The organism is Rhizobium sp. GN54 (assembly GCF_021026345.1).
Taxonomy (GTDB): Bacteria; Pseudomonadota; Alphaproteobacteria; order Rhizobiales; family Rhizobiaceae; genus Mycoplana.
Map to the genome: position 1 here is coordinate 586,066 of NZ_JAJNCZ010000003.1, position 26,096 is coordinate 612,161.

General features: G+C 66.1%; 21 protein-coding genes. 7 read left to right on the plus strand and 14 right to left on the minus strand.

What is annotated here, in order from left to right; translation table 11 throughout:
- Window position 1 precedes the first annotated feature (1 nt).
- The 3 genes from trpA to LQK81_RS11895 are packed head-to-tail and all read left to right on the plus strand — an operon-like array spanning window position 2 to window position 3,150.
- A complete protein-coding gene (gene trpA, locus LQK81_RS11885) occupies window positions 2–841 on the plus strand; it encodes a tryptophan synthase subunit alpha (protein ID WP_230806485.1) in 840 nt (279 codons plus the stop codon).
- A gap of 38 nt (window positions 842–879) precedes the next feature.
- Window positions 880–1,782: an acetyl-CoA carboxylase, carboxyltransferase subunit beta gene (gene accD / locus LQK81_RS11890; protein WP_230806486.1), complete on the plus strand. Its 903-nt coding sequence runs from the start codon at window positions 880–882 to the stop codon at window positions 1,780–1,782.
- Between the two features lie 24 nt (window positions 1,783–1,806).
- Window positions 1,807–3,150 (plus strand): bifunctional folylpolyglutamate synthase/dihydrofolate synthase, encoded by a 1,344-nt coding sequence (locus LQK81_RS11895; RefSeq protein WP_230806549.1) that lies wholly within the window; start codon window positions 1,807–1,809, stop codon window positions 3,148–3,150.
- Window positions 3,151–3,236: 86 nt separating this feature from the next.
- Here the strand turns inward: LQK81_RS11895 and trxA are convergent, their stop codons facing one another.
- The 12 genes from trxA to LQK81_RS11955 form a co-directional block, all read right to left on the minus strand.
- Window positions 3,237–3,560, minus strand: a complete 324-nt coding sequence (gene trxA, locus LQK81_RS11900) for a thioredoxin (protein ID WP_112596916.1) — start codon at window positions 3,558–3,560, stop codon at window positions 3,237–3,239.
- A 75-nt stretch (window positions 3,561–3,635) separates the two neighbouring features.
- Window positions 3,636–7,184 carry a double-strand break repair helicase AddA gene (gene addA / locus LQK81_RS11905; protein ID WP_230806487.1) on the minus strand — a complete coding sequence of 1,183 codons (3,549 nt, stop codon included), beginning with the start codon at window positions 7,182–7,184 and terminating at the stop codon, window positions 3,636–3,638.
- A complete protein-coding gene (gene addB, locus LQK81_RS11910; RefSeq protein ID WP_230806488.1) occupies window positions 7,177–10,341 on the minus strand; it encodes a double-strand break repair protein AddB in 3,165 nt (1,054 codons plus the stop codon). Before addB ends, addA begins: the two co-directional genes overlap by 8 nt.
- A gap of 26 nt (window positions 10,342–10,367) precedes the next feature.
- Entirely contained in the window at window positions 10,368–11,099 is a 732-nt protein-coding gene (locus LQK81_RS11915; RefSeq protein ID WP_230806489.1) for a nucleotidyltransferase family protein, read from the minus strand.
- A 14-nt stretch (window positions 11,100–11,113) separates the two neighbouring features.
- Entirely contained in the window at window positions 11,114–12,613 is a 1,500-nt protein-coding gene (gene tsaE / locus LQK81_RS11920) for a tRNA (adenosine(37)-N6)-threonylcarbamoyltransferase complex ATPase subunit type 1 TsaE (protein ID WP_230806490.1), read from the minus strand.
- 3 nt (window positions 12,614–12,616) lie between these two features.
- Window positions 12,617–15,166, minus strand: coding sequence for an ATP-binding protein (locus LQK81_RS11925; RefSeq protein WP_442967113.1), 2,550 nt, complete (start codon window positions 15,164–15,166; stop codon window positions 12,617–12,619).
- Window positions 15,167–15,451: 285 nt separating this feature from the next.
- Window positions 15,452–16,852, minus strand: a complete 1,401-nt coding sequence (gene ahcY / locus LQK81_RS11930; RefSeq protein WP_230806491.1) for an adenosylhomocysteinase — start codon at window positions 16,850–16,852, stop codon at window positions 15,452–15,454.
- A 170-nt stretch (window positions 16,853–17,022) separates the two neighbouring features.
- The gene (locus LQK81_RS11935) at window positions 17,023–17,325 is read right to left on the minus strand and encodes an HPr family phosphocarrier protein (RefSeq protein ID WP_230806492.1); all 303 of its coding nucleotides are present in this window, start codon (window positions 17,323–17,325) and stop codon (window positions 17,023–17,025) included.
- A gap of 1 nt (window position 17,326) precedes the next feature.
- Window positions 17,327–17,728 carry a PTS sugar transporter subunit IIA gene (locus LQK81_RS11940; RefSeq protein WP_230806493.1) on the minus strand — a complete coding sequence of 134 codons (402 nt, stop codon included), beginning with the start codon at window positions 17,726–17,728 and terminating at the stop codon, window positions 17,327–17,329.
- A gap of 148 nt (window positions 17,729–17,876) precedes the next feature.
- Complete coding sequence (locus LQK81_RS11945; protein ID WP_230806494.1) at window positions 17,877–18,332, minus strand: HPr kinase/phosphorylase; 456 nt, start codon at window positions 18,330–18,332, stop codon at window positions 17,877–17,879.
- Entirely contained in the window at window positions 18,329–20,101 is a 1,773-nt protein-coding gene (locus LQK81_RS11950) for a sensor histidine kinase (RefSeq protein WP_330166546.1), read from the minus strand. Before LQK81_RS11950 ends, LQK81_RS11945 begins: the two co-directional genes overlap by 4 nt.
- Before the next feature lie 158 nt (window positions 20,102–20,259).
- Entirely contained in the window at window positions 20,260–20,985 is a 726-nt protein-coding gene (locus LQK81_RS11955) for a response regulator transcription factor (RefSeq protein WP_230806552.1), read from the minus strand.
- A gap of 328 nt (window positions 20,986–21,313) precedes the next feature.
- Between LQK81_RS11955 and LQK81_RS11960 the strand changes: the two genes are divergently transcribed.
- The 4 genes from LQK81_RS11960 to LQK81_RS11975 all read left to right on the plus strand — a co-directional run bounded on the left by LQK81_RS11960 (window position 21,314) and on the right by LQK81_RS11975 (window position 24,762).
- Window positions 21,314–22,924: a phosphoenolpyruvate carboxykinase gene (locus LQK81_RS11960; RefSeq protein WP_230806495.1), complete on the plus strand. Its 1,611-nt coding sequence runs from the start codon at window positions 21,314–21,316 to the stop codon at window positions 22,922–22,924.
- A gap of 140 nt (window positions 22,925–23,064) precedes the next feature.
- Window positions 23,065–23,499, plus strand: a complete 435-nt coding sequence (arfB, locus tag LQK81_RS11965) for an alternative ribosome rescue aminoacyl-tRNA hydrolase ArfB (protein WP_230806496.1) — start codon at window positions 23,065–23,067, stop codon at window positions 23,497–23,499.
- A 109-nt stretch (window positions 23,500–23,608) separates the two neighbouring features.
- Window positions 23,609–24,121: a peptidoglycan-binding protein LysM gene (lysM, locus tag LQK81_RS11970; protein ID WP_230806497.1), complete on the plus strand. Its 513-nt coding sequence runs from the start codon at window positions 23,609–23,611 to the stop codon at window positions 24,119–24,121.
- Window positions 24,122–24,144: 23 nt separating this feature from the next.
- Window positions 24,145–24,762 (plus strand): alpha-ketoglutarate-dependent dioxygenase AlkB, encoded by a 618-nt coding sequence (locus tag LQK81_RS11975; protein WP_230806498.1) that lies wholly within the window; start codon window positions 24,145–24,147, stop codon window positions 24,760–24,762.
- A 17-nt stretch (window positions 24,763–24,779) separates the two neighbouring features.
- On the opposite strand, the gene coaA is transcribed toward LQK81_RS11975, so the two are convergent.
- A complete protein-coding gene (coaA, locus tag LQK81_RS11980) occupies window positions 24,780–25,778 on the minus strand; it encodes a type I pantothenate kinase (protein WP_230806499.1) in 999 nt (332 codons plus the stop codon).
- Window positions 25,775–26,095 carry a phosphoribosyl-ATP diphosphatase gene (locus LQK81_RS11985; protein WP_230806500.1) on the minus strand — a complete coding sequence of 107 codons (321 nt, stop codon included), beginning with the start codon at window positions 26,093–26,095 and terminating at the stop codon, window positions 25,775–25,777. Before LQK81_RS11985 ends, coaA begins: the two co-directional genes overlap by 4 nt.
- Window position 26,096: the final 1 nt, after the last annotated feature.

Genomic DNA, 26,096 nt, shown 5'->3' on the forward strand with positions numbered 1-26,096 from the left:
GATGACCGCCCGCATGGACAGACGTTTCGCCGCTCTCGCAGCCGAAGGACGCCCGGCCCTCGTCACCTATTTCATGGGTGGCGATCCGGACTATGCCTCCTCGCTCGCCATCATGAAGGCGCTGCCGAAGGCCGGCTCCGACATCATCGAACTCGGCATGCCGTTTTCCGATCCGATGGCCGACGGACCGGCCATCCAGGTGGCCGGGCAGCGGTCGCTCAAGGGCGGCCAGACGCTGTCCAAGACCATCCAGATGGCGCGCGACTTCCGGCTCGAGGACGCAGACACGCCGATCGTGCTGATGGGCTATTACAACCCGATCTACATCTACGGCGTCGACCGTTTTATCGAGGATGCGCTGGAGGCGGGCATCGACGGCCTGATCGTCGTCGACCTGCCGCCCGAGATGGATGACGAGCTCTGCATTCCGGCACTGAGCCGCGGCATCAACTTCATCCGCCTGGCGACGCCGACGACGGACGCCAAGCGGCTGCCGGCCGTGCTGGAGAATACCTCCGGCTTCGTCTACTACGTCTCGATGAACGGCATCACCGGTTCTGCCCTGCCGGATCCGTCCTTGATCGGCGGCGCCGTCCGGCGCATCAAGGACCATACGGCGCTTCCGGTCTGCGTCGGCTTCGGCGTCAAGACGGCGGAGCAGGCGCGTGCCATCGGCGCGTCCGCGGACGGCGTGGTCGTCGGCAGCGCCATCGTCAACCAGATCGCTTCCAGCCTGACGGCAGACGGCGCCGCCACGGAGGCGACCGTGGCCGGCGTCGAGGCGCTGGTACGCAGCCTTGCGCTCGGCGTTCGCGGCGCCCGGGTTGCGGCAGCGGAATAAATCCCCACATAGGGGCGAAAAATTCAGGAGTAGCTTCAGTGAACTGGATCACAAACTACGTTCGGCCGAAGATCAATTCGATGCTGGGCCGCAGGGAGGTTCCCGAGAACCTCTGGATCAAGTGCCCTGAGACGGGCGAGATGGTCTTCCACCGCGACCTGGAAGAAAACAAGTGGGTCATTCCGGCCTCCGGCTATCACATGAAGATGCCGGCGAAGGCCCGGCTCAAGGACCTGTTCGACGACGGCGCCTTCGAGGCGCTGCCGCAGCCCAAGGTCGCGCAGGACCCGCTGAAGTTCCGGGATTCCAAGAAGTATATCGACCGCCTGAAGGACAGCCGCATCAAGACCGAGCAGGAGGACACGATCCTCGCCGGCGTCGGCAAGGTGCGCGGCGTCAAGCTCGTCGCGGTCGTGCACGAATTCGGCTTCATGGGCGGGTCGCTCGGCATCGCCGCCGGCGAGGCGATCGTCAAGGCTTTCGAGCGCGCCATCTCCGACAAGTGCCCGCTGGTCATGTTCCCGGCCTCCGGCGGCGCCCGCATGCAGGAAGGCATCCTGTCGCTGATGCAGCTTCCGCGCACCACCGTCGCCGTCGAGATGCTGAAGGAAGCGGGCCAGCCCTATGTCGTCGTCCTGACCAATCCGACGACCGGCGGCGTGACGGCCTCCTATGCCATGCTGGGTGACATCCATCTGGCAGAACCGGGCGCCGAAATCTGCTTTGCCGGCAAGCGCGTCATCGAGCAGACGATCCGCGAGAAACTGCCCGAGGGCTTCCAGACCTCCGAATACCTTCTTGAGCACGGCATGGTCGACATGGTCGTCAAGCGCCACGACATTCCCGGCACGCTGGCACGGCTGCTGCGGATCCTCACTAAGAAGCCGGTGACCGAAACCACCAAGGCGGCTGGCGTCGTCGCCATCGCCGCCAGCGCCTGAACCGCGCGCAGGCGGGGCGGCGTGGTGGAGGCGGCCGGTACCTCAGAGGCGGGGCGGGAGATCGAAAAGCTCCTTTCGCTGCATCCGAAGGGTTACGATCTTTCGCTGGACCGCATCACGCGGCTGCTGTCCGCGCTCGGTGATCCGCACAAGCGCCTTCCGCCGGTCATCCATGTCGCCGGCACCAACGGCAAGGGTTCGGTGACGGCCTTCAGCCGCGCCATCCTCGAGGCGTCCGGCCTTTCGGTTCACGTCCACACCTCTCCTCATCTCGTCGACTGGCACGAGCGCTATCGCCTCGGCCGCAAGGACGGGCGCGGCGCCTACGTTTCCGATCCGGTCCTGGCCGATGCCGTCCGGCGGGTGGCAGAGGCCAATGACGGCCAGAAGATCACGGTGTTCGAGATCCTGACGGCAGTCACCTTCCTGCTTTTCTCCGAGCATCCGGCCGACGTTGCGATCATCGAGGTCGGCCTCGGCGGCCGCTACGACGCGACGAACGTCATCGAGAAGCCGGCGGTATCGGTGATCATGCCGATCTCGCTCGACCACCAGGCCTATCTGGGCGACCGGGTGGAACTGATCGCGGCGGAGAAGGCGGGCATCATGAAGAAGGGCTCGCCCGTCGTCATAGGCCATCAAGAGGAGGAAGCCGCACGCAACGTGCTGATCGCGACCGCGGAACGGCTCTCCTGCCCCTACACGGTCTACGGGCAGGATTTCCTGGCCTATGGCGAGTTCGGCCGGATGGTGTATCAGGACGAGTTCGGTCTGATGGATCTGCCGCCGCCGAGGCTTCCCGGCCGGCACCAGTATGCCAATGCGGCGGCTGCGATACGCGCCGTCAAGGCGACGGGCCTGCCGGTCGCCGAGCATGCGTTCGAACGTGGCCTTGTCGCAGTCGAATGGCCCGGGCGCCTGCAGCGGCTCCATGCCGGAGCGCTTGTCAAGGCCGCGCCGGAATCCTCCGAGATCTGGGTCGACGGCGGCCATAATCCCGGTGCCGGCGTCGTGATCGCCGAAACCATGGCCACCTTCGAGGAGCGCGACCCGCGCCCGCTGTTTCTGGTCACGGGCATGATCAACACCAAGGACCCGGTCGGCTATTTCGATGCCTTCCGCGGCATCGCCGAACGCGTCTTCACCGTGCCGATCCGCGGATCGGACGCCGGCATCGACCCGGTCGTGCTTGCAAGTGATGCTGCCGATGCCGGCCTCGAAGCGGAGCCGGTTTCTTCGGTCGCCGAGGCGCTGCATGCGATCGGTCGCATCGTCGAGGAAGATGCGGTCGCGCCGCGGATCCTGATCGGCGGCTCGCTCTATCTCATCGGCGACGTGCTTGCCGACAACGGCACGCCGCCGGTCTGATCCGCCGTCTTCCGGCAGTTTTCCAAGAGAGAAACGAAAAAGGCCCGGACGAGCCGGGCCTTGAATGTCGATGTCTCGCGTGAGGCTCAGGCGGCCGCAGTCGAGATCCAGGACGACAGTGCCGTCTTCGGCGCAGCGCCGACCTTGATGTCGGCCACTTCGCCGCCCTTGAACACGGCGAGCGTCGGGATCGAGCGGACGCCGAACTGGGCTGCGAGCTCGGGGTTCTCGTCAATGTTGAGCTTGGCGACCTTCACCTTGCCGGCGAGTTCCGCGGAGATCTCCTCCAGCGCAGGCGCGATCATCTTGCACGGGCCGCACCATTCGGCCCAGAAATCAACGACCACCGGCTCGGCGGAGTTGAGCACTTCGGCCTGGAAATTGGAATTGTCGACTTTCACGGTAGCCATGAGGGGCTGCTCCTTGGCGAATTGAAGTTGCATGTCATGTGATGCGCGGCGGCGGGCATTTCAATGGATGGTATCTCACTTTGTCGCAAGCTCGGCAAGGCTTCGCGTCATCGCCTCGTCCTCGAGCCAGTAGACCGCCGGTGCCTCGGTATAGACGAGCCCGCAGCGGATCGCCTGGCCGGGATAGAGGGGAGCAAGCAGGGAGCGGTAGATTGAAAGCTGCGCCAGATGCTCGAAAGGGATGTCCGCCGGGCTTGCCGGCGGCTGCCTGTTGGTCTTGAAATCGACGATCTCGACGCCATCCTCCGTCACCACCATCCGGTCGATCCGGCCGGAGACTGCATAGTCAGTGCGTCCCAAGCCGAGCGTTCCCATGATTTCGACTTCCGCGCGGCTGCGGGGCGAGAAGATCGCCGCAAGCGACCGATCCTGCATGATCGCGGCGACGTCGGCGCTGAGGCGGGCCCGGTCGCGATCCGGCCAGTGCCGCACTGCCCGTTCCAGATAGCGCTCCGCCGCAGCCGGGCGATCCGTTTCCGGCAGGCCGGGCAGGACCTGCAGAAGCCGGTGCAGGATCCGGCCGCGCTCCAGCGCCCGGCCGGCACCGGAAGGCGCATGGGTGGCGAAAAGGGCGGATCCGACCCTCAGGTCGGCCTCGCCGGTGTCGATGACTGTTGCGGCGCCCGACGGGCTCAACGGACGTGGCAGGTGGCGTTGTGGCGGCAATGGACGCCCCAGCGCCTCCGGCAGCGGCGCTTCCGTCTCGTCCGTATCGGCAATGGCTTCGCCGGGCGTGCCGGCCTGCGGAGATGCCTCGCGCCAGACCGCACCGCCCCACGTATCCGGTCCGGCGGAAAACTCCGCTGCGCTGCAGCGTTCGTCTCCGGAAAGCCCGGCGGTGACCATCTCGTGCCAGGTGCCGCTGATCGGCCGCTTGCCGCGATAGCCACAGACGACGAGACGGTCGGCCGCACGCGTCATCGCCACATAGAGAAGCCTCCGGTATTCTTCCTCCGCCTGCGCGCGGATGCGCTGCGCGTCGAGGTCGGTCAGGTCGTTTCCGAGGTCCTTCACCGGCAGCCATGCTGGCAGGGTGCCGCCCTCGCCGGCGGCGAGAAACCTGAGCTTCGGCATGTGGGCGTGGGTGAAGGGCGCCCCGCCGCTGTCGACGAGGAAGACGACGGGCGCCTCCAGTCCCTTGGCGGCATGCACCGTCATGATCCGGACCTCGTTTCGCCCCTTGTCCTGCTCGCGCTTGACGGTTGGGGCCTCGAGCTCCAGCGTCGAGATGAAGGCCTGCAGGCCGGGAAGGCCGTTTTCCTCCTGGTCGAGAGCGAAGGACAGGAACTCGTCGATGATCTCGCCGGCCTCCTGCCCTAGTCGCGCCAGGAACGCGGCCCGCCCGCCGAGGACACCGATGACCCTCGCGTAGAAATCATGGGCGGGGAGCTCCCGCGCGATCGTAATGAAGGCCTCCAGTTGACGGACCACGGCACCGAGGAACAGGTCTTGCGGTGCCTGTGCCTGCAGGTGCCGCCACAGGCTGGTCGCCTCCGGCCGCCGTGCCGCAAGCTCCATCAGCGTTTCTTCGGAATGTCCGAGGAGGGGACTTTTCAGCAGGGCTGCAAGCGACAGGTCGTCCTCCGGCAGGAGCGCGAACCGCCCGAGCGCGAGCAGGTCCTGCACGGCGATGTGGCCGCTCAGCACCAGCCGGTCGGCGCCGCCGACGGGAATGTTGTGCGACTGCTTCAGGGCGCGGGTCAGCGCGTTGACGAAGGCGTCGCGCTTGCGCACCAGTACGATGACGTCGCCGGGACGCATGGGCCGCGTCGTGCCCTTCTCGGTCACCGTCTCCCGCCCGATCCAGCCCGCGAGCGTATCGGCGATGCGCCGCGCCAGGACGTTCACCGGCGCCTTCTCCGGCACGGCGTCGAACGGCGCGGTCCAGTCCTCCTCGTCGATGGTCTCGGCCGGCGCGATCACCTCCCACAGGTCGACGGCCCCGGGCTCCTGGCCGCGGTTGGAGGCATGGATGACGGCGTCGCCGTCGGGGGAGAGCCCGCGCGCATGGTCGGCGACCGCGAAAACCCGGTCGACGGCAGAAAGCACGTCGCGGGTGGAGCGGAACGAGAGCAGCAGCCGGATCGACCGGAAGAGGGCGTCGGCCTCGCCGGCGCGCCGCCCTGCCTTGCGGCCCTCCTCGGCGAAGCGCTCGGGGCGCGCGCCCTGGAAGGAATAGATCGACTGCTTCTCGTCGCCGACGGCGAAGACGGTGCGGATCGCCGGGTGCGCCGAGGCGCCGGCGAAGAATTCTCCGGTCAGCGCGCCGATGATCTCCCATTGCCGCGGGCTGGTGTCCTGCGCCTCATCGACGAGGACGTGGTCGATCCCCTGGTCGAGCTTGTAGTGGATCCAGGCGCCGACGTCGCTACGGGTCAGGAGCGTGGCAGCACGCTCGATCAGGTCGTCGAAATCGAGCAGGCTGCGCCCGCGCTTGAGGTCCTCATAGTCGCCGATCAGCCGCGCCGCGATCACAAGCGCGGCGCGGGTCGCCTCGAACATGCGGAAACGTCGCAGACGATCGTCGCAGGCGATCACATGCGCCTGCAGGTCGACGAAGAACGGTTCGAACTCCGGATCGCGATCCTTCACCTTCTTGGACAGGAAGGCGCGGTCGATGCTGGCCGGCTTTCCGCCACCGTTGAAGAAGAGATCGCAGAGCGCCTGCCGGCGTCCGGCTGCCGTCGGCAGTTCGGGCAGGGCGGCCAGATCGGCGGCACTCGCCTTGACGGTGTCGGAGCCGAGTTCGAGCGCGGTGTCGAGATAGCGGCGGAAGACGGCCATGTCGAAGCCGGGCGGCGGCCAGAAGGCGTCGATCAGGCTGGCGGCATCGTCCTGCGGCCCGAACCCGAGCCGCTCGCGCAGCAGGGCGGTGGCACCGCCATGGGCGGCCGCCTCGTCAATGAAGGCGCGGATGGCGCTGCGGCTGGCAATGATGTCCTCGATCAGCCGGTCGAGGCCGGTGTCGTCGGCGATCTCGAGCACGGTCGAAAACGCTCCGGCGAGCGCGGCATCGTCCTCCGCCGAGGTCGCGGTCAGGAGCGAGCGGCGGGCGTCGGCTAGCAGCACCGCCGCGGCCCGGTCGTCGAGAACGGCGAAGTGGCCGGCGACGTTCGCCTCCAGCGGGAACTGGTGCAGCAGCGCCTCGCAGAAGGCGTGGATCGTCTGGATCTTCAGCCCGCCCGGCGTCTCCAATGCGCGTGCGAACAGGCGGCGCGCCTCCGCGAGCTTCAACCGGTCGGGGACGGTCCCCTCGATCTGTTCGACGCGCCGGGCAAGCTCGTCGTCCGGCAGCACCGCCCATTCGGCCAGGCGCTCGAACACGCGGTTCGACATCTCCGATGCCGCCGCCTTGGTGTAGGTCAGGCACAGGATGGCGGACGGTCGGCACCCGGCGAGCAGGAGACGGATCACGCGCAGGGTGAGCACGTGTGTCTTGCCAGAGCCGGCATTGGCGGAGACCCATGCCGAACCGGAGGGGTCGGACGCGGCCGCCTGCATGCGGCTCGTCCAGCCGAGCCAGGCGCCGGGATCGTCGGCGGGCGGGCGCTCTGCCTCAAACATCCTCGTCTCCCTCGGAACCTTCCGCCGTCGACCACTCGGCCACGCGGGCCAGATGGTCGTATTCGCCGCCGAATTCCCGTTCCGCTTCCGGGATGACGCGCGAGGCGAAGCCATAGTGACCGGAGAGCAACTGTGCCAAAAGCTTCTCCAGCTGGAGAAGCGCATCGTCGGCAAGATCCTCGGCGGATTTCGGCGGCCGATCCTTCGTCGGCCGGGCGTGTTCGTAGTTGACAACCTCGTGGTTGAAGCGGTCGCCGGGCTTGAGGCGGACATAGGTCAGGTCGCCGGGCGGCATCGACGGCAGGTCCCTGAAGGCGCCGCGCTTGAGGGCCGCGGCCTCCAGCGGCAGCTGCGGATCGAGGAGCGCGCGGGCGATCTTCAGCGAGGGCGAACTGCCGGTCTTGTAATCGATCAGGTCGCCGCGGCCATCGGAGCGCAGATCGATCCGGTCGGCGACACCGGTCAGCCGCATGCCGGCAATTCCGAGATCGAGCGAGGCGGACACCTCCGTCAGCGACTTTTCGAGCACCTGCCTTCGCTTGCCGTCCCAGGCGAGAAAGGCGTTCGCGACGGCCCGAAAGCGTGGACGCCAGACCGCATCAATATGCAGCGGCAGCGCCATGCGGTCGAATTCCTCCGTCGTGATCCGGCTCATCAGTTCCCCGTCCGCGTGCCCGCCACCATGCTCGCGCACGTAGCGATCGACGATGCGGTGGTACAGCGTGCCGCGTTCGGCGGCACCGGGATCGACGTTGAACGGGGCGATCGGATGAAGGCGCAAGATCCGCCGCGCATAGATCGCATAAGGATCGCGGCGCAACCGCCCGACTTCGCTGAAGGAATAGGTCTTCGGTTGCAGTTCGGCCGGCGGTCTCGGCTCGGGCCGCTTGGCCGCCGGCTGCCTCTGGCGTCGATCCAGCAGGGCCGTCCAGCGCAGGAGGTCCGCACCCTTTCTCCTCAGGTCCTGAGCCAGCGAAGGACCGCCGACCGCGAGCAGACGCTGCAGCCAGCGCGAGGCGACCGTCGGCGAGGTGCCGCTGCGCATCGCCCGTGTGAGAACCAGCTTTCTCGCCGCGCAGGCCATCTGGAAGTCGTGCGCCAGCTGGCCGATACGCCGCTCGGGCGGCTCGAGCCCGATGCCTGCCTTCATGGCGCGCGACAGGAATGCGTCATTCGTCGTCTGTCCCGGCCAGGTGCCTTCGTTCAGCCCGCCGATGACGATCGTATCGACGCTCTGCAGGCGCGATTCGAGCGCGCCGAAGATGAAGACGCGTGGGTGGCGCATCGAGCGCGGCTTCACCGTTTCGCTGGCGCTGATCGCCTCCAGAGCATCGCACCATTGCGGGCCGTCCGCCTCGAGCTGACCCTCGGCCTCGATCACGCCCTTGAGGAGCGACGCCAGCCCGTCGCCGGCTTCGCCGGACCAGAGGCCGGCCAGATTGCCGTGTTCGTCGATGGTGACCGCCTCCAGCGCCCGGCCGGTTCGTTCGGCCCATTCGGAGATCGGGAGCGCTGTCGTGAAGCGTCGCCCCGTGCGGCCATGGCGCACCAGGACGCCGGCCAAAGGCTCGACCGCGGTCGCGATCCGCCGGGCGAGTTCGCACGCTTCCAGCACCGAGGTCTCGGGGATGGCCGTGCGCCATTCCGGTGGCTTCCGGTCGGTCGCCTGCCGCCGCAGGGCGGCGTCGAGGAGCGGCTCCAGGGCGGAGATGTCGACTTCGGCCGTGCCGCCGCGAAGCGCCAGCAGCTCCAGCGCGGTCGCGCCGGCACGCATTCTTTCCGCCGAAAGGCCGAAGCGAGCCAGCGGATGCTTCAGGAGGGCGACGAGCGCAACCGGATCGCCCGGCCGGAGCGTGGCCTCCAGCAAAAGCCGGGTGAGCGTGCCCTGGGGGCTGGCAAGCAGCGAGGTGCCGGCAGAATCGTCGGCCTCGATGCCGAAGCGGGCGAGTTCCGCCGCGACGCGCCGGGCAAGCTTCCTGTCCGGCGTGATCAGGGCGGCCTGGCTATCTTCACCCTCTTCGAGCGCCAGCCGCAACGCGATCGCGATCGCGGTTGCTTCCTCGCGCTCGTTCGCCGCCTCGACCAGGCAGGCGCCGTCGAATGCGACCAGTGCCTGGCCACCTTGCGTCGCGTGACGCTGTTGTTCCCAGCCGGCGGTGGCATGAACCGGCAGCAGCGCCCGGGACAGCAGTTTCGCGCGTGTCGCCAGCGCCGCTTCCGGCGTGCCGAGCGGAACGACCATCGAACGTTCAAGTCCCAACCGCTGCAGCAGCCGGCTGAGACCGTATTGCGGATGGCTGCGGTTCGACGCCTCGCGCGACGGTTCGCCGGATAGCGGATCGTGCGTGACCAGCCGCCAATCCTCGTCCGACATCGAGAAATCGAGCCCGGGCAGCACGACGGCACCGTTCGACATCCCGGCAACAGCCTCGATCAAGCGTGCGGTGGCGGGAATGGAGCCGGTGGAGCCCGCGATGACCACCGGCCCGGACGGCGGCGCATCGCGATAGCGATCGGCCTCCGCATGCAGCGTTGCGTTGCGACGGATCGACGGAGAGGAGCGGTTGAGCTCGTCGAGCCGCGCCGGCCAGTATTCGCTGGCGATCTTCAGGAAGGCCAGCGTCAGCTGCCACCATTGCGCGTGGTCGGCGGCCTCGATGGTCTTGAGCGCGTCCCAGTCGCACTCCTCGGTCTCCATCGCGTCGATCAGCTCGGCAAGTTCGCGGGCGAGCCAGATCGCGTCGGCGGGACTTGCCGGCGCGACCAGCGGGCTTTCGGCATGCACCGCGGTGATGGCCGCCGGCAGGCTGTTGCGCCAGGCGAGGACGAGCTGCGCGAGCTCCAGCAGGCGGGCCGGGCCGGAAAGCGGCTCTGCCATGTCGAGGGCGGCCGGGGCCACTTCGTCGAAGAAGCCGCTATCGTCGTCGGCCTCGCCGAGCGGGCGGATGACGGGCAGGATGGCGGAGCGCCCGCCGAGGAGATCGACGAACTCGGACCGCAACGTTCGCGCCGAGCGCCGGGTCGGAACGTAGATCGTCATGTCCGCCAGCGACAGCGGATCGCTATCGTCGTGGCGGAAGCCGGGGATGATCGTGCCGTCGCAGATCCGCTGCGCCAGCGTCTTCAGGAACGGCAGGCCCGGATGTATCGAGAACACGTTTCCGGCGCTGTCCCGCCGCCTGTTCACGCCGCACCCGCCTGCCGGCCGACGACCGCCTCTGCCTCGGCGATCGCCTCCGGGGTGCCGACCGTGATCCAGTGCCCTTCGAGGATGAGGCCGTAGAGACGGCCGCCCGCGATCGCCCGGTCGAAGTAGATGTTGAGGTTGAAGGCCTCGTCCGGCGCATCGTCGAGCAGCGCCGGCATCATGGCGATCGCGCCGGCATAGACGACGGGTTCGCCGTCGCCGTCCCTGAAGCGGGTCAGCCGGCCTTCGGTATCCATCGAGAAGTCGTTGCGCCCGTTATGCCCCGTCGTGTCCTCCAGCCGCACGCACAGCATCGCCATATCCATGCGGTCGGGATCAAAGAAGGAGGCGAGCCGCCGCAGGTTGGTCTTCTCGCCGGCGCGCTCCCCGACCCAGAACAGATCGGCATTGAGGACGAAGACCGGCTCGCGGCCAAGCAGCCTCAGCCCCTTGGCAAGCCCGCCGCCGGAATTCATCAGCGCGTCGGTCTCGTCGGAGATCAGGATTTCGGGGCGGGTGCGGCGCGACAGATGGTCGATCATCTGGCCGGCGAAATGATGGACATTGACGACCGCCCGCGCAACGCCGGCTGCCTCCAGCGCGTCGAGGCCGTAGTCGATCATCGGCTTGCCGGCGATCGGCACCAGCGGCTTCGGCATGGTGTTCGTCACGGGCCGCAGCCGCGTTCCGAGCCCGGCCGCCAGTACCACGGCATTTTCGATCTTCATTGCGGCATCCGTCCCTATGATTCGTCGGACAGGATTCCAGCCTTTCTGCACCAGTCGTGCAAGGGGGCGAGGCGCGGATGTACCAGGGCCGTGCGGAGGTTATCCAGGGTTCGCGGCATGTGCTTCATATAGGAGGGCTTGCCGTCGCGCTGCATCAGCCGGACCCAGATGCCGATCAGCTTGCAGTTCCGTTGCGCCGCCATGATGTGCCACGCCTCCAGGAAGGCGTCGCGGTCGAAGGCGCCGGATCCTTCCCTGAGCGTGAGATAGTGGTCGAGGATCCGGCCAGTGAGCTCTTTCGAAATGTCGACGCGCGCATCCTGCACCAGCGAGGCGACGTCATAGGCCGTCGGCCCGATCATCGCGTCCTGGAAATCGATGATGCCGACGCGGTCGATGCCCGCAGCCTGCGGCCGCCAGATGATGTTCGGCGAATGGAAGTCGCGCAGCAGCAGGTTCTTCTCCGCGCCTGCCAGCGTGGCCACCAGATCGCTCCAGATTGCCCGGTATTCCGCGCGCAGCGCGTCCGTCGCCGGCGCGCCCGTCCGCCAGGGCAGGTACCAGTCGGTCAGCAGGCTGACCTCGATCTGCATGGCGTCGTGGTCGAAGTCGGCAATCCGGTAGTCCGTACCGTCTCCGACCGGGAGGATGCGCTGCATCGGCTGGGCGTGCAGGGTCGCAAGCACGCCGGCGCTTTCGAGGTAGCGTTCGGCAACGGGTCGGCCTTCGTCGTCGAGCACGCCTTCCTGGCCCAGGTCCTCGATCAGCAGGATGCCGCGGTCGAGGTCGCGCTGGTAGACCGCAGGTGCCGCAAGGCCGCGGGCGCCGAGATGGGCGGCGATCGCCACGAACGGGCGGACGTCCTCGGCGATGTGGGCGATCTGCTGGTAGTACTTGCCGTCCGCAAGGATCGGGCCCGGCGTGTGGCGGGGCGAATCCATCAGCACGAGCCGCTGCCCGTCCGCATAGACATGCTCGTAGGCCCGGATCGAGGCATCGCCCGTCAGGTGGCGGCGGCGGGCCACGGCCAGTCCGGCCTTCGAAAGGAAAGCGCGGATGTCGAGCGTGCGGCCGACGCGCGCGCCGATTTCGTCCGGCCCCTCGATCTCGACGCGCCGTCCCGAGCCCTCGTGCTGGAAGCGCAAGGTCAGGCGGGCGGCGGGCAGGGCTTCGGTCGCCCGTTCCGGCCACTCCACCAGGCAGACGCCGTCCTCCAGCGCCTCGTCGAGGCCCAGTTCATCGAGTTCGGCGGCATCGGCAATGCGGTAGAGGTCGAAATGGGCGATCGGGATGCGTAGCGCGTAGCTCTGCACGAGCGTGAACGTCGGGCTCGGCACCTCGAGGAATTCGTCGTCGGCGACGGCGCGTATCAGCGCCCGGGCGAAGGTCGATTTGCCGGCGCCGAGATCGCCGGACAGCGCAATGAGGTCGCCGGGTCGGACGGCGCGCGCCAGATCCTCGCCGAAGCGTATGGTCTCGGCTTCGTCGGCAAGTTGGATCGTCGCGGTGTACATGGTCTATTCCGCCGCCACGACCGACGGCAGCGATCCGGGCGGGATCCGGCAGGTGACGCAGGTGCCTTCGCCCTCGCGGCTGTCGATGGTGACGGTGCCGTGATGCAGGCTGACGAAGCTCTCGACGATGGAAAGCCCCAGTCCGGCGCCGCCGCGACGACCGTGGCTTTCGAAGCGGTTGAAGACCGTGCGCAGAACGTCCTGCGGGATGCCGGGGCCGTTGTCGGAGACGCTGAAGACGAAATCCTCGCCGTCGCGCCAGCATTTCAACTCGATCGCCGTGCCCTCGGCCGCGAAATTCGCGGCGTTGGCGAGCAGCTTGATCAGGATCTGCTTGAGCCGCTGGTGGTCGGCGACGATGCCGCCCAGCTTTTCCGAGGCGACGATGTCGAGCGACACGTGATTCTCCTGCAGCCGGTCGGAGAACTCCATGGCGACGTCCTCGAGCAGGTCGGACAGCTCGATATCGGAGAGCTCGAGCTCCATGATGCCGGCATCGACGGTCGCAAGGTCGAGGATGTCGTTGACGATCGTCAGCAGGATCGCCGACGACGTGGCGATGTGATCGACATACTCGGCCTGCCGATCGGTCAACGCCCCCATCGTCGGCGTCTTCAGGAGATCGGCAAAGCCGATGATGTTCGTCAGCGGCGAGCGTAGCTCATAGGAAACGTGCTGCACGAAGTCGTTCTTCAGCGCGTCCGCCTTGCGCAGCGCGTCGTTTTTCTCCGTCAGCGCCCGCTCGACCCGCACGCTGTCGGTGATGTTGACGAAGGTCAGCATGGTCTGCGCGTTGGATAGCGGGATCACCGCGAAATCGAGCACCAGGCCGGTATGCAGTTCCAGGACGCCCCGGCAGGACGGACGTTCGTCGTCGAAGCTGGTGATGATGCGGCCGAAGCGCTTCCATCCGTCGGCACCGTCATAGGAGGGTGCACAGGCCTGTTCGATCGCGCGGATATGCGTTCCCGGCTGCGTCTGCGCCTCGGTGACGCCCCAGAGCGCGCGGAAGGCGGGGTTGGAAAGGCGGATGCGGCCATCGGGACCGAACACCGCCACGCCCTCGGACAAATGGTCGATCGTGTCGTCCTGGACTTGCACCAGCGTGTTGTAGCGCGTTTCCAGGTCGACCTTCTCGGTCAGGTTCTCGAACACCCAGGTTGCGCCGCCCTGCGGCCGTGCGGTGGCGAAGACGCGCAGCGTCTGCCCGTTCGGCAGGTGCCAGAGCTCCGTCTGCGTATCGATCGCCCGGTAGACCGAGAGAACCTTTTCCTTCCACTGCCGCCAGTTGAGCTGCTCCGGCAACTTCGAGGCTGCCCGCAGGCGGTCCAGCATCTCGCCATGGTCCGGCCGCCGCTCGAGGAAGGCGGTGTCGAGGTTCCAGAGGCTCTGGAAGGCCTGGTTGTAGAACTGCAGGCGCTGGCTGCCGTCGAAGATGGCGACAGGCGTCGCCAGGTGGTCGAGGGTCTCGGCGTGGCTCTTCAGGGTGCGCTGGAGCTCTTCCCGGATCGCTTCCGCCTCGGATATGTCGAGCCCGATGCCGGCGGAGCCTGCGGCGCAACGGGCATCGACGACCTCGAAGAAGTTCCGCTTGCCCTGGACCACGGTGGAGACCCGATCGCGGAAGGGCGTGTCGAACGTGCTGGTGGCGCGGATCCGCTCGCGGGCAACCGCTGGCAGGAGCTCGCGGCCTTCGCGCACGGCTTCCTGCGCATCGCGGGCCTCGACCGCCTCGCCGTAGGCGGCATTCGCCCACACCAGCGCTCCCTCCTTCGATCGCTGCCAGACAGGCAGGTCGAGCGAATCGAGCAGATGCTGGAACACGGTCAGCGACTGCTCCAGGCGGTCGCGTTCGAGCTGCAGTTCCGCCGCCTCGCGACGGAGATTGTTCAGTGCGACGAAGCGCACGAAGGCCTGTCCGCCGGACACGCGTCCCTGCACCTCGACGATCTCGTTGCGGATCGTCTCGACCACGAGGTCGAAGCTCTGGGCCTGCGAGCGCAGCGTCTCGATCGCCCGCTCGGCCTCGCCTGCCGAAGCCGGTTTCAGCCATCGTCCCAGCGCCTGGAAATCGGCATCGGCGGCAGGAGCACCTGTCTCCGGCGGCAGTTGTCCCAGCACCTCGGGGCGCTGCGAAAGGCCGTCCCAGACGATGATGCGCCGGTTCTTGTCGCTGATCAGTGCCTGGAGCCGGGCATTGCGGTGCCTGGCGTCGGCGACGGTGGCGCGCAGTGCGCCGATCTCGTCTTCCAGCCGTCCGCGCTGCCGGATCATCCAGACGGCCGAGAACAGCGCCGCGGAGACGACGCCGAGCAGGACGGAAAAGGTGATGACCTCCGACGACCCGAGAAGGCGCGTGGCGCCGGCGGCCTGCTGTGCCAGCGCCGGTGTCGCGGCCACGGACAGGGCCGAGCCGGCCGCCAGGAACCGCAGCCACCCTCTGTGATGAAACATTGCCTTCAGGCTGGTTTCGCGGATCGTCCTGATCCGCGTGGCGATCGTCATGGGCGCGCCAGCGCCCGGGCCAGAGAGGCCCTTTTTCAGTTCCGACATCATCCCCGGTATGTCTCCGTCTGTTTGCCGCCTGATCGACAAGACATCCCAGATCCGGCGCCGCCGCGGCCCGCCGGATACGGCGGAAGCCGGCAGCGATGAGGTTGCGGAGCCGCGCACACGTCACTTGCGACGTGCCACATCCGAAGTCCCCATCACGGCGTCGAATCAACAACATAACCATACTTCCATCCCGAATCGTCGGGAAGGCGCGCGGGCAAAAAAGAAGCCGCAGCCCTGTCAAGGCTGCGGCTAACCACATATTGTGGATAAGTCGGGTAAGGATCAGTACCGGTAGTGTTCTGCCTTGAACGGACCCGTGGTCGTGACGCCGATATAGGATGCCTGCTCCTGCGAAAGCTCGGTCAGCTTCGCGCCCAGCTTGGAAAGATGCAGGCGAGCCACCTTCTCGTCGAGGTGCTTCGGCAGGACATAAACCTCGTTCTGGTACTTGCCGTTGTTCTTGTAGAGCTCGATCTGAGCCAGCACCTGGTTCGAGAACGAGGCGGACATGACGAAGGACGGGTGCCCGGTGGCGTTGCCGAGGTTCAGCAGACGGCCTTCGGAGAGAAGGATCATCCGGTTGCCCTTGGGGAACTCGATCATGTCGACCTGCGGCTTGATATTCGTCCACTTGAGATTGCGCAGGCTGGCGACCTGGATCTCGTTGTCGAAATGGCCGATGTTGCCGACGATCGCCATGTCCTTCATCTCGCGCATGTGCTCGATGCGGATGACGTCCTTGTTGCCGGTGGTCGTGATGAAGATGTCGGCCGAGCCGACGACGTCCTCGAGCTGGACGACCTCGAAGCCGTCCATGGCGGCCTGCAGGGCGCAGATCGGGTCGATCTCGGTCACCTTCACGCGGGCGCCGGCCCCCTGCAGCGAGGCAGCCGAACCCTTGCCGACGTCACCATAGCCGCAGACGACGGCGACCTTGCCGGCCATCATCACGTCGGTGCCGCGGCGGATGCCGTCGACGAGCGATTCCTTGCAGCCGTACTTGTTGTCGAACTTCGACTTGGTGACGCTGTCGTTGACGTTGATCGCCGGGAAGGGCAGCAGGCCCTTCTGCTGAAGCTGGTAAAGCCGGTTGACGCCGGTGGTCGTCTCCTCGGTCACGCCCTTGATGGCGTCGCGCTGCTTGGTGAACCAGCCGGGCGAAGCCTTCAGGCGCTTCTTGATCTGGGCGAACAGGACCTCTTCCTCTTCCGAACCCGGATTGGAGAGCACGTCCTCACCGGCCTCGGCGCGGGCGCCGAGCAGGATGTACATGGTCGCATCGCCGCCGTCGTCGAGGATCATGTTGGAGACGCCGCCATCGGCCCACTGGAAGATCTGGTCGGTATAGGTCCAGTACTCCTCGAGCGTCTCGCCCTTGACCGCGAAGACCGGGATGCCGGCGGCTGCGATGGCGGCGGCGGCGTGGTCCTGGGTGGAGAAGATGTTGCACGAAGCCCAGCGAACCTCGGCGCCGAGCGCCACGAGGGTTTCGATGAGAACGGCGGTCTGGATGGTCATGTGCAGGGATCCGGTGATCCGCGCACCCTTGAGCGGCTTCGCGGCCCCGAACTCGTCGCGGCAGGCCATCAGGCCCGGCATTTCCGTTTCCGCGATCGCGATTTCCTTGCGGCCGAAGTCGGCAAGGCCGATGTCGGCGACGTGATAGTCCTTGGTGTTGCTCATGCATGTCTCCAGACTGAATTGGGCCGTGCCCCGGTGCGGCGCAGGCGGCGCGAGCCGGACCGAACGCCGGCGCTCCGCCCGTCCGCGGTCTGGCGCACGCTTAGCAGGAAACATCGGGGGTGGCAACACGGATATAAAGAAGTCTTTATATCTTTATATTGATGCCGGTATCACATGTCTTCGCCGAAGCGATTGGCGACAAGCGCCTCGAGCGCGGCCAGCACCTCGTGGGCCTGCGCTCCGGCGGCCGTGACGTGCACCGAACAGCCCGGGCTGGCGGCCAGCATCATCAGGCCCATGATCGAGGTTCCGCCGACGGTCATGCCGTCCTTGGAGACCGTCACCTCGGCATCGAAGCCGTCGACCGTCTGCACGAACTTGGCCGACGCGCGGGCATGCAGGCCGCGCTTGTTGATGATCAGGAGATCCTTTGAGAGGGGGGCGGAGCCGTGCATGGCCTGGGGCGCTTCCATTTCACTTGCCGCTGAGGACGCGGCTGGCGACATTGATGTACTTGCGCCCCGCTTCAGAGGCCTCGACGAGCGAACGCTCCATGTCGCCGTCGTTGCGGACGCCTGCGAGCTTGATCAGCATCGGCAGGTTCACCCCGGCGATGACCTCGACCGAGCCGCTGTTCATGACGGAAATCGCAAGATTGGAAGGCGTGCCCCCGAACATGTCGGTCAGGATGATGACACCCTGGCCGCGCTCGGCGCGCTGCGCGGCCTCCAGCACGTCGTGGCGGCGCTGGTCCATGTCATCTTCCGGGCCGATGCAGACGGTCTCGATCGCCTCTTGCGGACCCACGACGTGCTCCAGTGCGAGACGGAACTCCTCCGCCAGCCTGCCGTGGGTGACAAGCACCAGTCCGATCATAAGCACTGCTCCAATTGCCCAACATTTAGGCGACGCTAATACCGCACTGCGAAAAAGACGTCCACCGTTGGGGAGGTCATCATGTCGATGAAAAGGCCAAGCGCAAGTTAAAAATGCCAGATAGCGGGCATTTCACGGCGCCTGCGCATCAATTCCGGACCAGAAACGGCAGCAACTGCACGAGCCTTTCGAAACAGCAGAAGCCGTCCGCGACGGGCAGGCGGGTCAATGGCAAGCGATGGCCGGGAAGGATTTCGCAGTCCTCGCCGTCGGGCGCGATGCGCTCGTCGAACGGCGGCCGGATCGGCTGGACGATCTGCCCCAGGATTGCGCAACCGATCGTCTCCACGGAGACGATACCGGAACCGCGGATCTCCGCCAGTCCCGCGATCGACGCAGGCGCGCGCGCGACGATGCGTCCGCCGGCGACGTCGAGCAGCACCTGGTCGTCGGCGACCAGTGCCGAGAACAGGCCGCGCCGGCGCGCCCGGCCGATGCAGTGCAACGCTGCCGCGGTCTTGCCGGCGCCTGACGGGCCGATGAACAGCAGGCCGGTGGTGCCTACGACGATGGCCGTGCCATGGACGTTGGTACCCCGGCTCATTGCCGGCGACCCGCCGCCGGAAGGGACAGGAGGAAGCGCGCGCCCTTGATCTCGCCGGTGCTGCGGTCGATGATGTTCTCGGCCTTCAGCGTGCCGCCGTGAGCTTCGGCGATCTGCCGCGAGATCGACAGCCCGAGGCCGGAATTCTGCCCGAAGTCCTCACTGTCTGGCCGGTCGGTATAGAAACGCTCGAAGATGCGGTCGATGTCTTCCGCCTGGATACCGGGACCGTTGTCCTCGATCTTGACGATCCGCCGGCCGTTTCGCCCGTTCGACAGCCGCACGACGATGCGACCGCCCTGTTCGGGAACGAAGGAACGAGCGTTCTCGATCAGGTTGGTGATGATCTGGCCGATGCGCAACTCGTGCCCGCTGATGTCGAAGCGCGCCTTCGGATTGTCGTTGCGGTCGACGACGAAGTCCAGGATCACCGGCTTCTTGTTGCTGCGGATCTGCCGCGAGATGTCGACGAGGTCGCCCAGGACCTTCTCGAGGTCGACGGTCCGGGCGTCGCTGCGGGCGAGCTCGGCGTCGAGCCGCGAGGCGTCGGAAATGTCACTGATCAGGCGGTCGAGCCGGCGGACGTCGTGCTGGATGATGTCCATCAGCCGCTTCTTCGATTCATCGGTGCGCGCAAGCGGCAGGGTCTCCACAGCACTTCGCAGCGACGTCAGCGGGTTCTTGAGTTCGTGGCTGACGTCGGCGGCGAAGCTTTCGATCGCATCGATGCGGTCGTAGAGCGCCGTCGTCATCTCGCGGATCGCCACCGACAGGTTGCCGATCTCGTCCTGGCGCGAGGAAAAGTCGGGAATTTCCTCGCGCTCCTTCGCGCCGCCACGGCGGACCCGGATGGCGGCCGCCGCGAGCCGGCGAAGCGGATTGGCGATCGTGCTGGACAAAAGCAGCGACAAAAACACGTTGCCCAGTGCGGCGACGCCGAAGACGCGCATGATCGCGAGCCGTTCCGCATGGACGATCTTGTCGATGTCGCCGGCCTGCGTCGAAAGCAGCAGCACCCCGAGGACGGCGCGGAAGCGCTGGACCGGAACTGCGACCGAGACGATCAGTTCGCCCTTGTCCGTGACGCGCACCACCGCGCCGCGAACGCCCGTCAGCGCGTTCATGACCTCGGGATAGATCGAGCCGTCGCCGCCGGGGGCTTCCTTGTACTCGGGCAGATTGCCCGGTTGCAGGATACGGTTGAACCAGGCGTTGAATGTGTCGAAAAACGACGTCTCCTCGGGCTCCACCGGCGGAAGGTCGAAGCGCAGCACCTGGCCCTGGGTATAGAGGTGACGGGAATCGAGCAGCAGGTTCGCATCGGTGTCATAGATGCGCGCGCGTGTCCTGGTCGGCGAGATCAGGCGCCTCAGGACGGGCGCCACCCGCTCCGGATTGATCGGAAAATCGAGGTCTTCGTCGTTCGGAAGCGGAGTGATGCTCTGGCCGGCCTGCAGTTCGAGCAGTTTCTCGGGGTCGATGGTGATCGAGTTGGTGTCGACCGAGGCCGAGGCCGAGATCGCGCCGGCGATGATTTCGCCCTGGGTCAGCAGGCTCTCCACCCGCGCGTCGATCAGCCCCTCGCGGAACTGGTTGAGGTAGAGGATGCCGGCGACGAGAACGACGAGCGCGACGAGATTGAAGAACAGGATCCGGCGCGTCAGGCTGGAAAAGACGGCGTTGCCGAAGATCCGGCGGATCAGCTTGAAGGGATAGGTCCAGTACGAGCGCCCATGCCGGGGGGCGGGGCGACCCTCAAGGTCGTCCAACTCCTTGTCCAGCGTGTTTTGCGGTACAGCAGTCAATGGTCCTGAACGGCTTCTGGCCGCCTCCGTCCCGGCTGGGATGCCACCGCCGCCTAGCGATATGCAAGCAAAATCGCATCCGGGCGGCGGCTTTCAGCCGCTTCGGTCCATCCGGCCGGCGTTCAGCCGCTCTCGCGGAACCGGTAGCCGACGCCGTAGAGCGTCTCGATCATGTCGAAGTCGGCATCGACCATCTTGAACTTCTTGCGCAGCCGCTTGATGTGGCTGTCGATGGTGCGGTCGTCGACATAGACCTGCTCGTCATAGGCGGCGTCCATCAGGGAATCGCGGCTCTTGACGACGCCAGGCCGCTGCGCCAGCGCATGCAGGATCAAAAATTCGGTGACCGTGAGCGTGACCGGTTCGTTCTTCCAGGTGCAGGTGTGCCGCTCCTGGTCCATCGCCAGTTGTCCGCGCTCGAGCGAGCGGGCCTGCGCGTCGCCCGGCTTCGCCGGCAAGACGGTGCCCGCTGCCGCCGCTTCCCTGTTGGAGGCCCGGCGCAGCACCGCCTTGACGCGTTCGACCAGCAGGCGCTGCGAGAACGGCTTGGTGATGAAGTCGTCCGCGCCCATCTTCAGGCCGAACAGTTCGTCGATCTCTTCGTCCTTGGAGGTCAGGAAGATCACCGGGATGTCCGACTTCTGCCGCAGGCGGCGCAGAAGCTCCATGCCGTCCATGCGCGGCATCTTGATGTCGAAGATCGCCAGCTGCGGCGGGCGGGCGAGAAGGCCGTCGAGGGCGGATGCGCCGTCCGTGTAGGTTTCCACACGGTATCCTTCGGCTTCCAGCGCGATCGAAACGGACGTCAGGATGTTCCTGTCGTCGTCCACCAGCGCGATTGTCTGCATCCTGCTCGTCTCCATGGTCATGTGCGCCTCACTGACTTGCCGGATACGTCTTCCCGGCCATCGATATGGTGCGCTTCCTTTGGGGGTAAAGGTGGAACAAATTGTGGCAAGCCTTACAGCGAGCCGATCGAGGGCCGTCGGCGCCTCTCGGCAAACCCTCATTTAAATCGATTTTCTAAACGATTTAAAAAGTCAGACTATTTATTAAATCGATTAATATACTGATATTATTGGTCTTTTTTTGAAAGTCCGCTTGTCATGTGCGCTGACAGAAGCTAGTTTCCGAGAAAATTCACCCTTTCCCTTAAACGCGAAGGAATACTGGGCCATGACGGAACTGGGCATTCGCAATCCCTCTTGCGGTCTCGAATCGATCGGCTTCAAGGACACGGGAACGGTCCGCTACAATTTCACCGAAGCAGATCTCTACGACGAGGCGCTGGGGCGTGGCGAAGCGGTCAAGACGGCCCACGGCGCACTGCGTGCTCTGACCGGCCAGCACACCGGCCGTTCGCCGAAGGACAAGTTCGTCGTCCGCGACGGCAACACCACAGACCAGATCTGGTGGGACAACAACAAGGAACTGTCGCCCGAGCATTTCGAGGCGTTGAGGCAGGACATGCTGGCGCATGCGGCTGGAAAGGACCTGTTCGTCCAGGACCTGATCGGCGGCGCTGACGGCGAGTACGCCTTGCCGACCCGCGTCGTGACCGAGCTTGCCTGGCATTCGCTGTTCATCCGCAACCTGCTGATCCGCCCGGCGCAGGAGGCCCTGGAAGGCTTCGTGCCGAAACTGACCATTATCGACCTGCCGACCTTCAAGGCTGATACCGAGCGCCACGGTGCGCGCAGCGAGACGATGATCGCCTGCGACCTCACCAACGGCATCATCCTGATCGCCGGCACCTACTATGCGGGCGAGATGAAGAAGTCGGTCTTCACCGCGCTGAACTACATCCTGCCGGCGAAGGATGTCATGCCGATGCACTGCTCCGCCAATGTCGGCCCCGCCGGCGACGCGGCGATCTTCTTCGGCCTGTCGGGTACGGGCAAGACGACGCTGTCGGCCGACCCGAACCGGACGCTGATCGGCGACGACGAGCATGGCTGGGGCGAGAACGGCATCTTCAACTTCGAGGGCGGCTGCTACGCCAAGACCATCCGTCTCTCCGCCGAGGCCGAGCCGGAGATCTACGCCACGACGCAACGCTTCGGTACCGTTCTGGAGAACGTCGTGCTCGACGCCAACGGCGTGCCGGACTTCAACGACGGTTCGTTGACCGAGAACACGCGCTGCGCCTATCCGCTGCACTTCATCCCGAATGCCAGCGAGACGGGCAGGGCCGGCCACCCCAAGACGATCATCATGCTGACGGCCGATGCCTTCGGTGTCATGCCGCCGATCGCACGGCTGACGCCGGACCAGGCAATGTATCACTTCCTGTCGGGCTATACGGCGAAGGTCGCCGGCACCGAGCGCGGCGTCACCGAACCGGAGGCCACCTTCTCCACGTGCTTCGGCGCCCCCTTCATGCCGCGTCACCCGACCGAGTACGGCAACCTCCTGAAGACGCTGATCGCCGAGCACGGCGTCACCTGCTGGCTGGTCAACACCGGCTGGACCGGCGGCGCCTACGGCGAGGGTCGCCGCATGCCGATCAAGGCCACTCGTGCTCTGCTGTCGGCAGCGCTCGACGGTTCGCTGAACGGTGCGCTGTTCCGCCGCGACGACAATTTCGGTTTCGAGGTTCCGATCTGTGTGCCGGGCGTCGACACCAAGATCCTCGACCCGCGCTCGACCTGGGCGGATGGGCAGGCCTATGACGGCCAGGCCCGCAGGCTCGTGGACATGTTCATCACCAACTTCTCGAAGTTCGAGGATCATGTCGACGGCAGCGTCCGCGACGCTGCGCCGGGCCTGCGGATCGCAGCCGAATAGCATCGCCGTCCAAGCGGTGATTCACGTGAAACCCGGCCCCGGCCGGGTTTTTCGCGTCGTGGCCTTTTGCTGCCTGAAGGACGGCATTCGCTTTTTGCCGGGCATGCGCTATGCAGGACCGTCTCCTGAAGGAAAGGTCCATGGCCAGCGATCCGCTTCCCATCAAAGGTTCCATCGTCATCGCTGGTTGGGAACTGGTCGAGCAGTTCGTGCTCGCCGGCGGTCCCGGCGGCCAGAACGTCAACAAGGTCTCGACCGCCGTCCAGCTCTTCTTCGATCTCATGAACTCGCCGGCGCTGAACGAGCGGGTCAAGGCCAATGCGGCCCGGCTGGCGGGACGGCGGCTATCGAAGGACGGCGTCCTGATGATCGAGGCGAACCGGTTCCGCAGCCAGGAGCGCAACCGGGAGGACGCGCGCGAGCGCCTGAAGGCGCTGATCCTTGAGGCGGCCGAGCCGCCGCCGCCACCGCGCAAGAAGACCCGTCCCTCCAGGGGCGCGGTGGAGCGGCGCCTGAAGGAAAAGGCCGGTCGCTCCGACGTCAAGCGCATGCGGGCCAAGCCCGACAAGGATTGAATGCCTCGCCGCCGGTTTCGGGTTGACGACGCCGGCGCCTGACCTAGTTTGCTCTTGCAGGACAATGGCTTCGGTCGGCCTCGCGCAGGTCCGGGAACGGGAGAAAACGATGGGTCTCTTCAGCTTTATCAAGAACGCAGGAAAGAAGCTCGGCATTGGCGACGACGAGCCGCCGGAAGCGGAAGCCGTCAAGAAGGAACTGGATTCCTTCGGGCTCGGCACGGACAAGGTCGAGGTCTCGATGGACGGCGACAAATGTGTCCTCAAGGGCGTGGTGGCCGACCAGAGCATCTTCGAAAAAGCCGTCGTTGCCGTCGGCAACACGCTCGGCATCTCCAAGGTCGAGGCGGCCGACCTTAAGGTCGTTGCCCCCGAATCCGGCCTGAAGCTCGCAGACGCCGATATGACGGCGCTGGTGCAGGCGGCGACTCCGGCTAAGGAGCCTGTCTTTCATACGGTTAAGAAGGGCGACAATCTCTGGAAGATCGCTGAGGCCGCCTATGGCAAGGGCAAGGGTGCCAAGCACAAGGTGATCTTCGAAGCCAACCGGCCGATGCTGAGCGACCCGGACAAGATCTACCCCGGCCAGGTGCTCCGGATTCCGGACCTCAACGAAGGCTGATAGGGCAGGAGGCGGGCAGTTGAATGACGGGGCATGAGTTCCTCCCGGGCTTTCGCTATCTGCCCGGCCATTTCTCGCGCTTCGAGCAGGAGGCCCTGGTCGCGGAGATCAGGGCCGTTGCCGCTGCCGCCCCGCTCTACGTTCCGGTGATGCCGAAGGCCGGCCAGCCGATGTCCGTCCGCATGACCAATTGCGGTTCGCTCGGCTGGGTGACGGACCGGGATGGCGGATATCGCTACCAGGACCGCCATCCCGTCAGCGGGGAGCCTTGGCCGCCCATTCCGGCGGCCTTGCTGCGTCTGTGGGAGGTGGTTTCCCTTTATCCGAAGCCGCCGCAGGCCTGCCTGGTCAATTTCTATGACAGTGCGGCGAGGATGGGCCTGCACCAGGACCGTGACGAACGGGACCTCGAAGCCCCGGTCGTCTCGGTGTCGCTGGGCGACCAGTGCCTGTTCCGCATCGGCGGGACGTCGCGCCGCGATCCGACGCGCTCGCTGCGGCTTTCGAGCGGTGACGTGGTGGTGCTCGGTGGCGAAAGCCGGCTCAGCTTCCATGGCGTCGACCGCGTCTATCCCGGCACCTCGACGCTTCTGAAGGATGGCGGACGGCTCAACCTGACGCTGCGGCGCGTCGATCCCTGAGGCGGCGGCGCGGGCTGTCAGATTTTCCGCAGCCCCACCGTCTCGACCAGATGGTTCTCGCCCTTTTGCAAGATCAGGTCCGCGCGGGGCCGGCTCGGCAGGATGTTCTGGCGCAGGTTCTTCAGGTTGGTGTTCCGCCACAGCCCCTCGGCGATCGACAGGGCCTCCTCCTCGCTGACCAGCGAGTAGCGGTTGAAGTAGGAATCCGGGTTCTTGAACGCGGTCTCGCGCAGGCGCATGAAGCGTTCCACATACCAGTTGTGGATCAGCGCCTCGTCGGCATCGATGTAGATCGAGAAGTCGAAGAAGTCGGAGACCATCGGCACCACCTTGCCGTCCGCCGGCAGGCTGCGCGACTGCAGCACGTTGATGCCCTCGAAGATCAGGATGTCCGGCCGGTGGATCACCTGGAACTGATCAGGCAGCACGTCATAGGTCAGGTGCGAATAGGTCGGTGCCTTGACGTTGGGCTGGCCCGCCTTGATCGCCGACAGGAAGCGCAACAGCGAGCCCATGTCGTAGCTTTCGGGAAAGCCCTTCCGGTCCATCATGTTCTCGCGCTTCAGCACGGCGTTCGGATGGAGGAAGCCGTCGGTCGTGACGAGATCCACCTTGGGGCTCGACGGCCAGCGCGACAGAAGCTCGGCGAGAATGCGCGCGGTCGTCGACTTGCCGACCGCCACCGAGCCGGCGATGCCGATGACGAAGGGCGTCTTCGATTCGTCCGACAGGCTCAGGAAGCGCTTGCGCTGCTGGAACAGCAGTTGCGACGATTCCACGTGGGCCGACAGCAGCCGCGACAGCGACAGGTAGATGCGGCGCACTTCGTCGAGGTCGATCGGGTCGTTCAGCGAGCGCAACCGCTGCACTTCGTCCGCCGAAAGCGTCAGCGGCGTGTCGGCGCGGAACTGCGACCATTCCTCGGCGGAGAAGAAACGATAGGGCGAATAGTGGTGGTTGCCGTAGTCGTCGGGAATGTCGGCCCGGCTGTGGCCATGCGGGGGTTGCGCAATCATGTGGTCCGGCTCACCTTCTCGGCGATCCCGGATTGGCCGGTCCGCCGCTCGAGTTCCGCCATTACCTCGGCAACGTTGACGCCGCCGATCTTCAGGACCACGAGGAGATGATAGAGCAGGTCCGCGCTCTCGCTGACGAGTGCCTTGTGCTCGCCCTCGATCGCCGCGATCACGGTTTCCACCGCCTCCTCGCCGAGCTTCTTGGCCGCCTTCGGCTGGCCGGCGGCGACGAGCTTTGCCGTCCAGGACTCCTCTGCGGAGGCCGACGCCCGCTTCGCGACGATCCGCTCCAGATCGGCAAGGGTGAAATCGCTCATC

Bases quoted from the DNA above. Each gene is read 5' to 3' on its own strand.
- trpA (WP_230806485.1), top strand. From the start codon at position 2: ATGACCGCCCGCATGGACAGACGTTTCGCCGCTCTCGCAGCCGAAGGA.
- trxA (WP_112596916.1), bottom strand. From the start codon at position 3,560: ATGGCTACCGTGAAAGTCGACAATTCCAATTTCCAGGCCGAAGTGCTC.
- addA (WP_230806487.1), bottom strand. From the start codon at position 7,184: ATGTTTGAGGCAGAGCGCCCGCCCGCCGACGATCCCGGCGCCTGGCTC.
- LQK81_RS11915 (WP_230806489.1), bottom strand. From the start codon at position 11,099: ATGAAGATCGAAAATGCCGTGGTACTGGCGGCCGGGCTCGGAACGCGG.
- tsaE (WP_230806490.1), bottom strand. From the start codon at position 12,613: ATGTACACCGCGACGATCCAACTTGCCGACGAAGCCGAGACCATACGC.
- LQK81_RS11925 (WP_442967113.1), bottom strand. From the start codon at position 15,166: ATGTCGGAACTGAAAAAGGGCCTCTCTGGCCCGGGCGCTGGCGCGCCC.
- ahcY (WP_230806491.1), bottom strand. From the start codon at position 16,852: ATGAGCAACACCAAGGACTATCACGTCGCCGACATCGGCCTTGCCGAC.
- LQK81_RS11935 (WP_230806492.1), bottom strand. From the start codon at position 17,325: ATGGAAGCGCCCCAGGCCATGCACGGCTCCGCCCCCCTCTCAAAGGAT.
- LQK81_RS11940 (WP_230806493.1), bottom strand. From the start codon at position 17,728: ATGATCGGACTGGTGCTTGTCACCCACGGCAGGCTGGCGGAGGAGTTC.
- LQK81_RS11945 (WP_230806494.1), bottom strand. From the start codon at position 18,332: ATGAGCCGGGGTACCAACGTCCATGGCACGGCCATCGTCGTAGGCACC.
- LQK81_RS11955 (WP_230806552.1), bottom strand. From the start codon at position 20,985: ATGCAGACAATCGCGCTGGTGGACGACGACAGGAACATCCTGACGTCC.
- LQK81_RS11960 (WP_230806495.1), top strand. From the start codon at position 21,314: ATGACGGAACTGGGCATTCGCAATCCCTCTTGCGGTCTCGAATCGATC.
- arfB (WP_230806496.1), top strand. From the start codon at position 23,065: ATGGCCAGCGATCCGCTTCCCATCAAAGGTTCCATCGTCATCGCTGGT.
- lysM (WP_230806497.1), top strand. From the start codon at position 23,609: ATGGGTCTCTTCAGCTTTATCAAGAACGCAGGAAAGAAGCTCGGCATT.
- LQK81_RS11975 (WP_230806498.1), top strand. From the start codon at position 24,145: ATGACGGGGCATGAGTTCCTCCCGGGCTTTCGCTATCTGCCCGGCCAT.
- coaA (WP_230806499.1), bottom strand. From the start codon at position 25,778: ATGATTGCGCAACCCCCGCATGGCCACAGCCGGGCCGACATTCCCGAC.
- LQK81_RS11985 (WP_230806500.1), bottom strand. From the start codon at position 26,095: ATGAGCGATTTCACCCTTGCCGATCTGGAGCGGATCGTCGCGAAGCGG.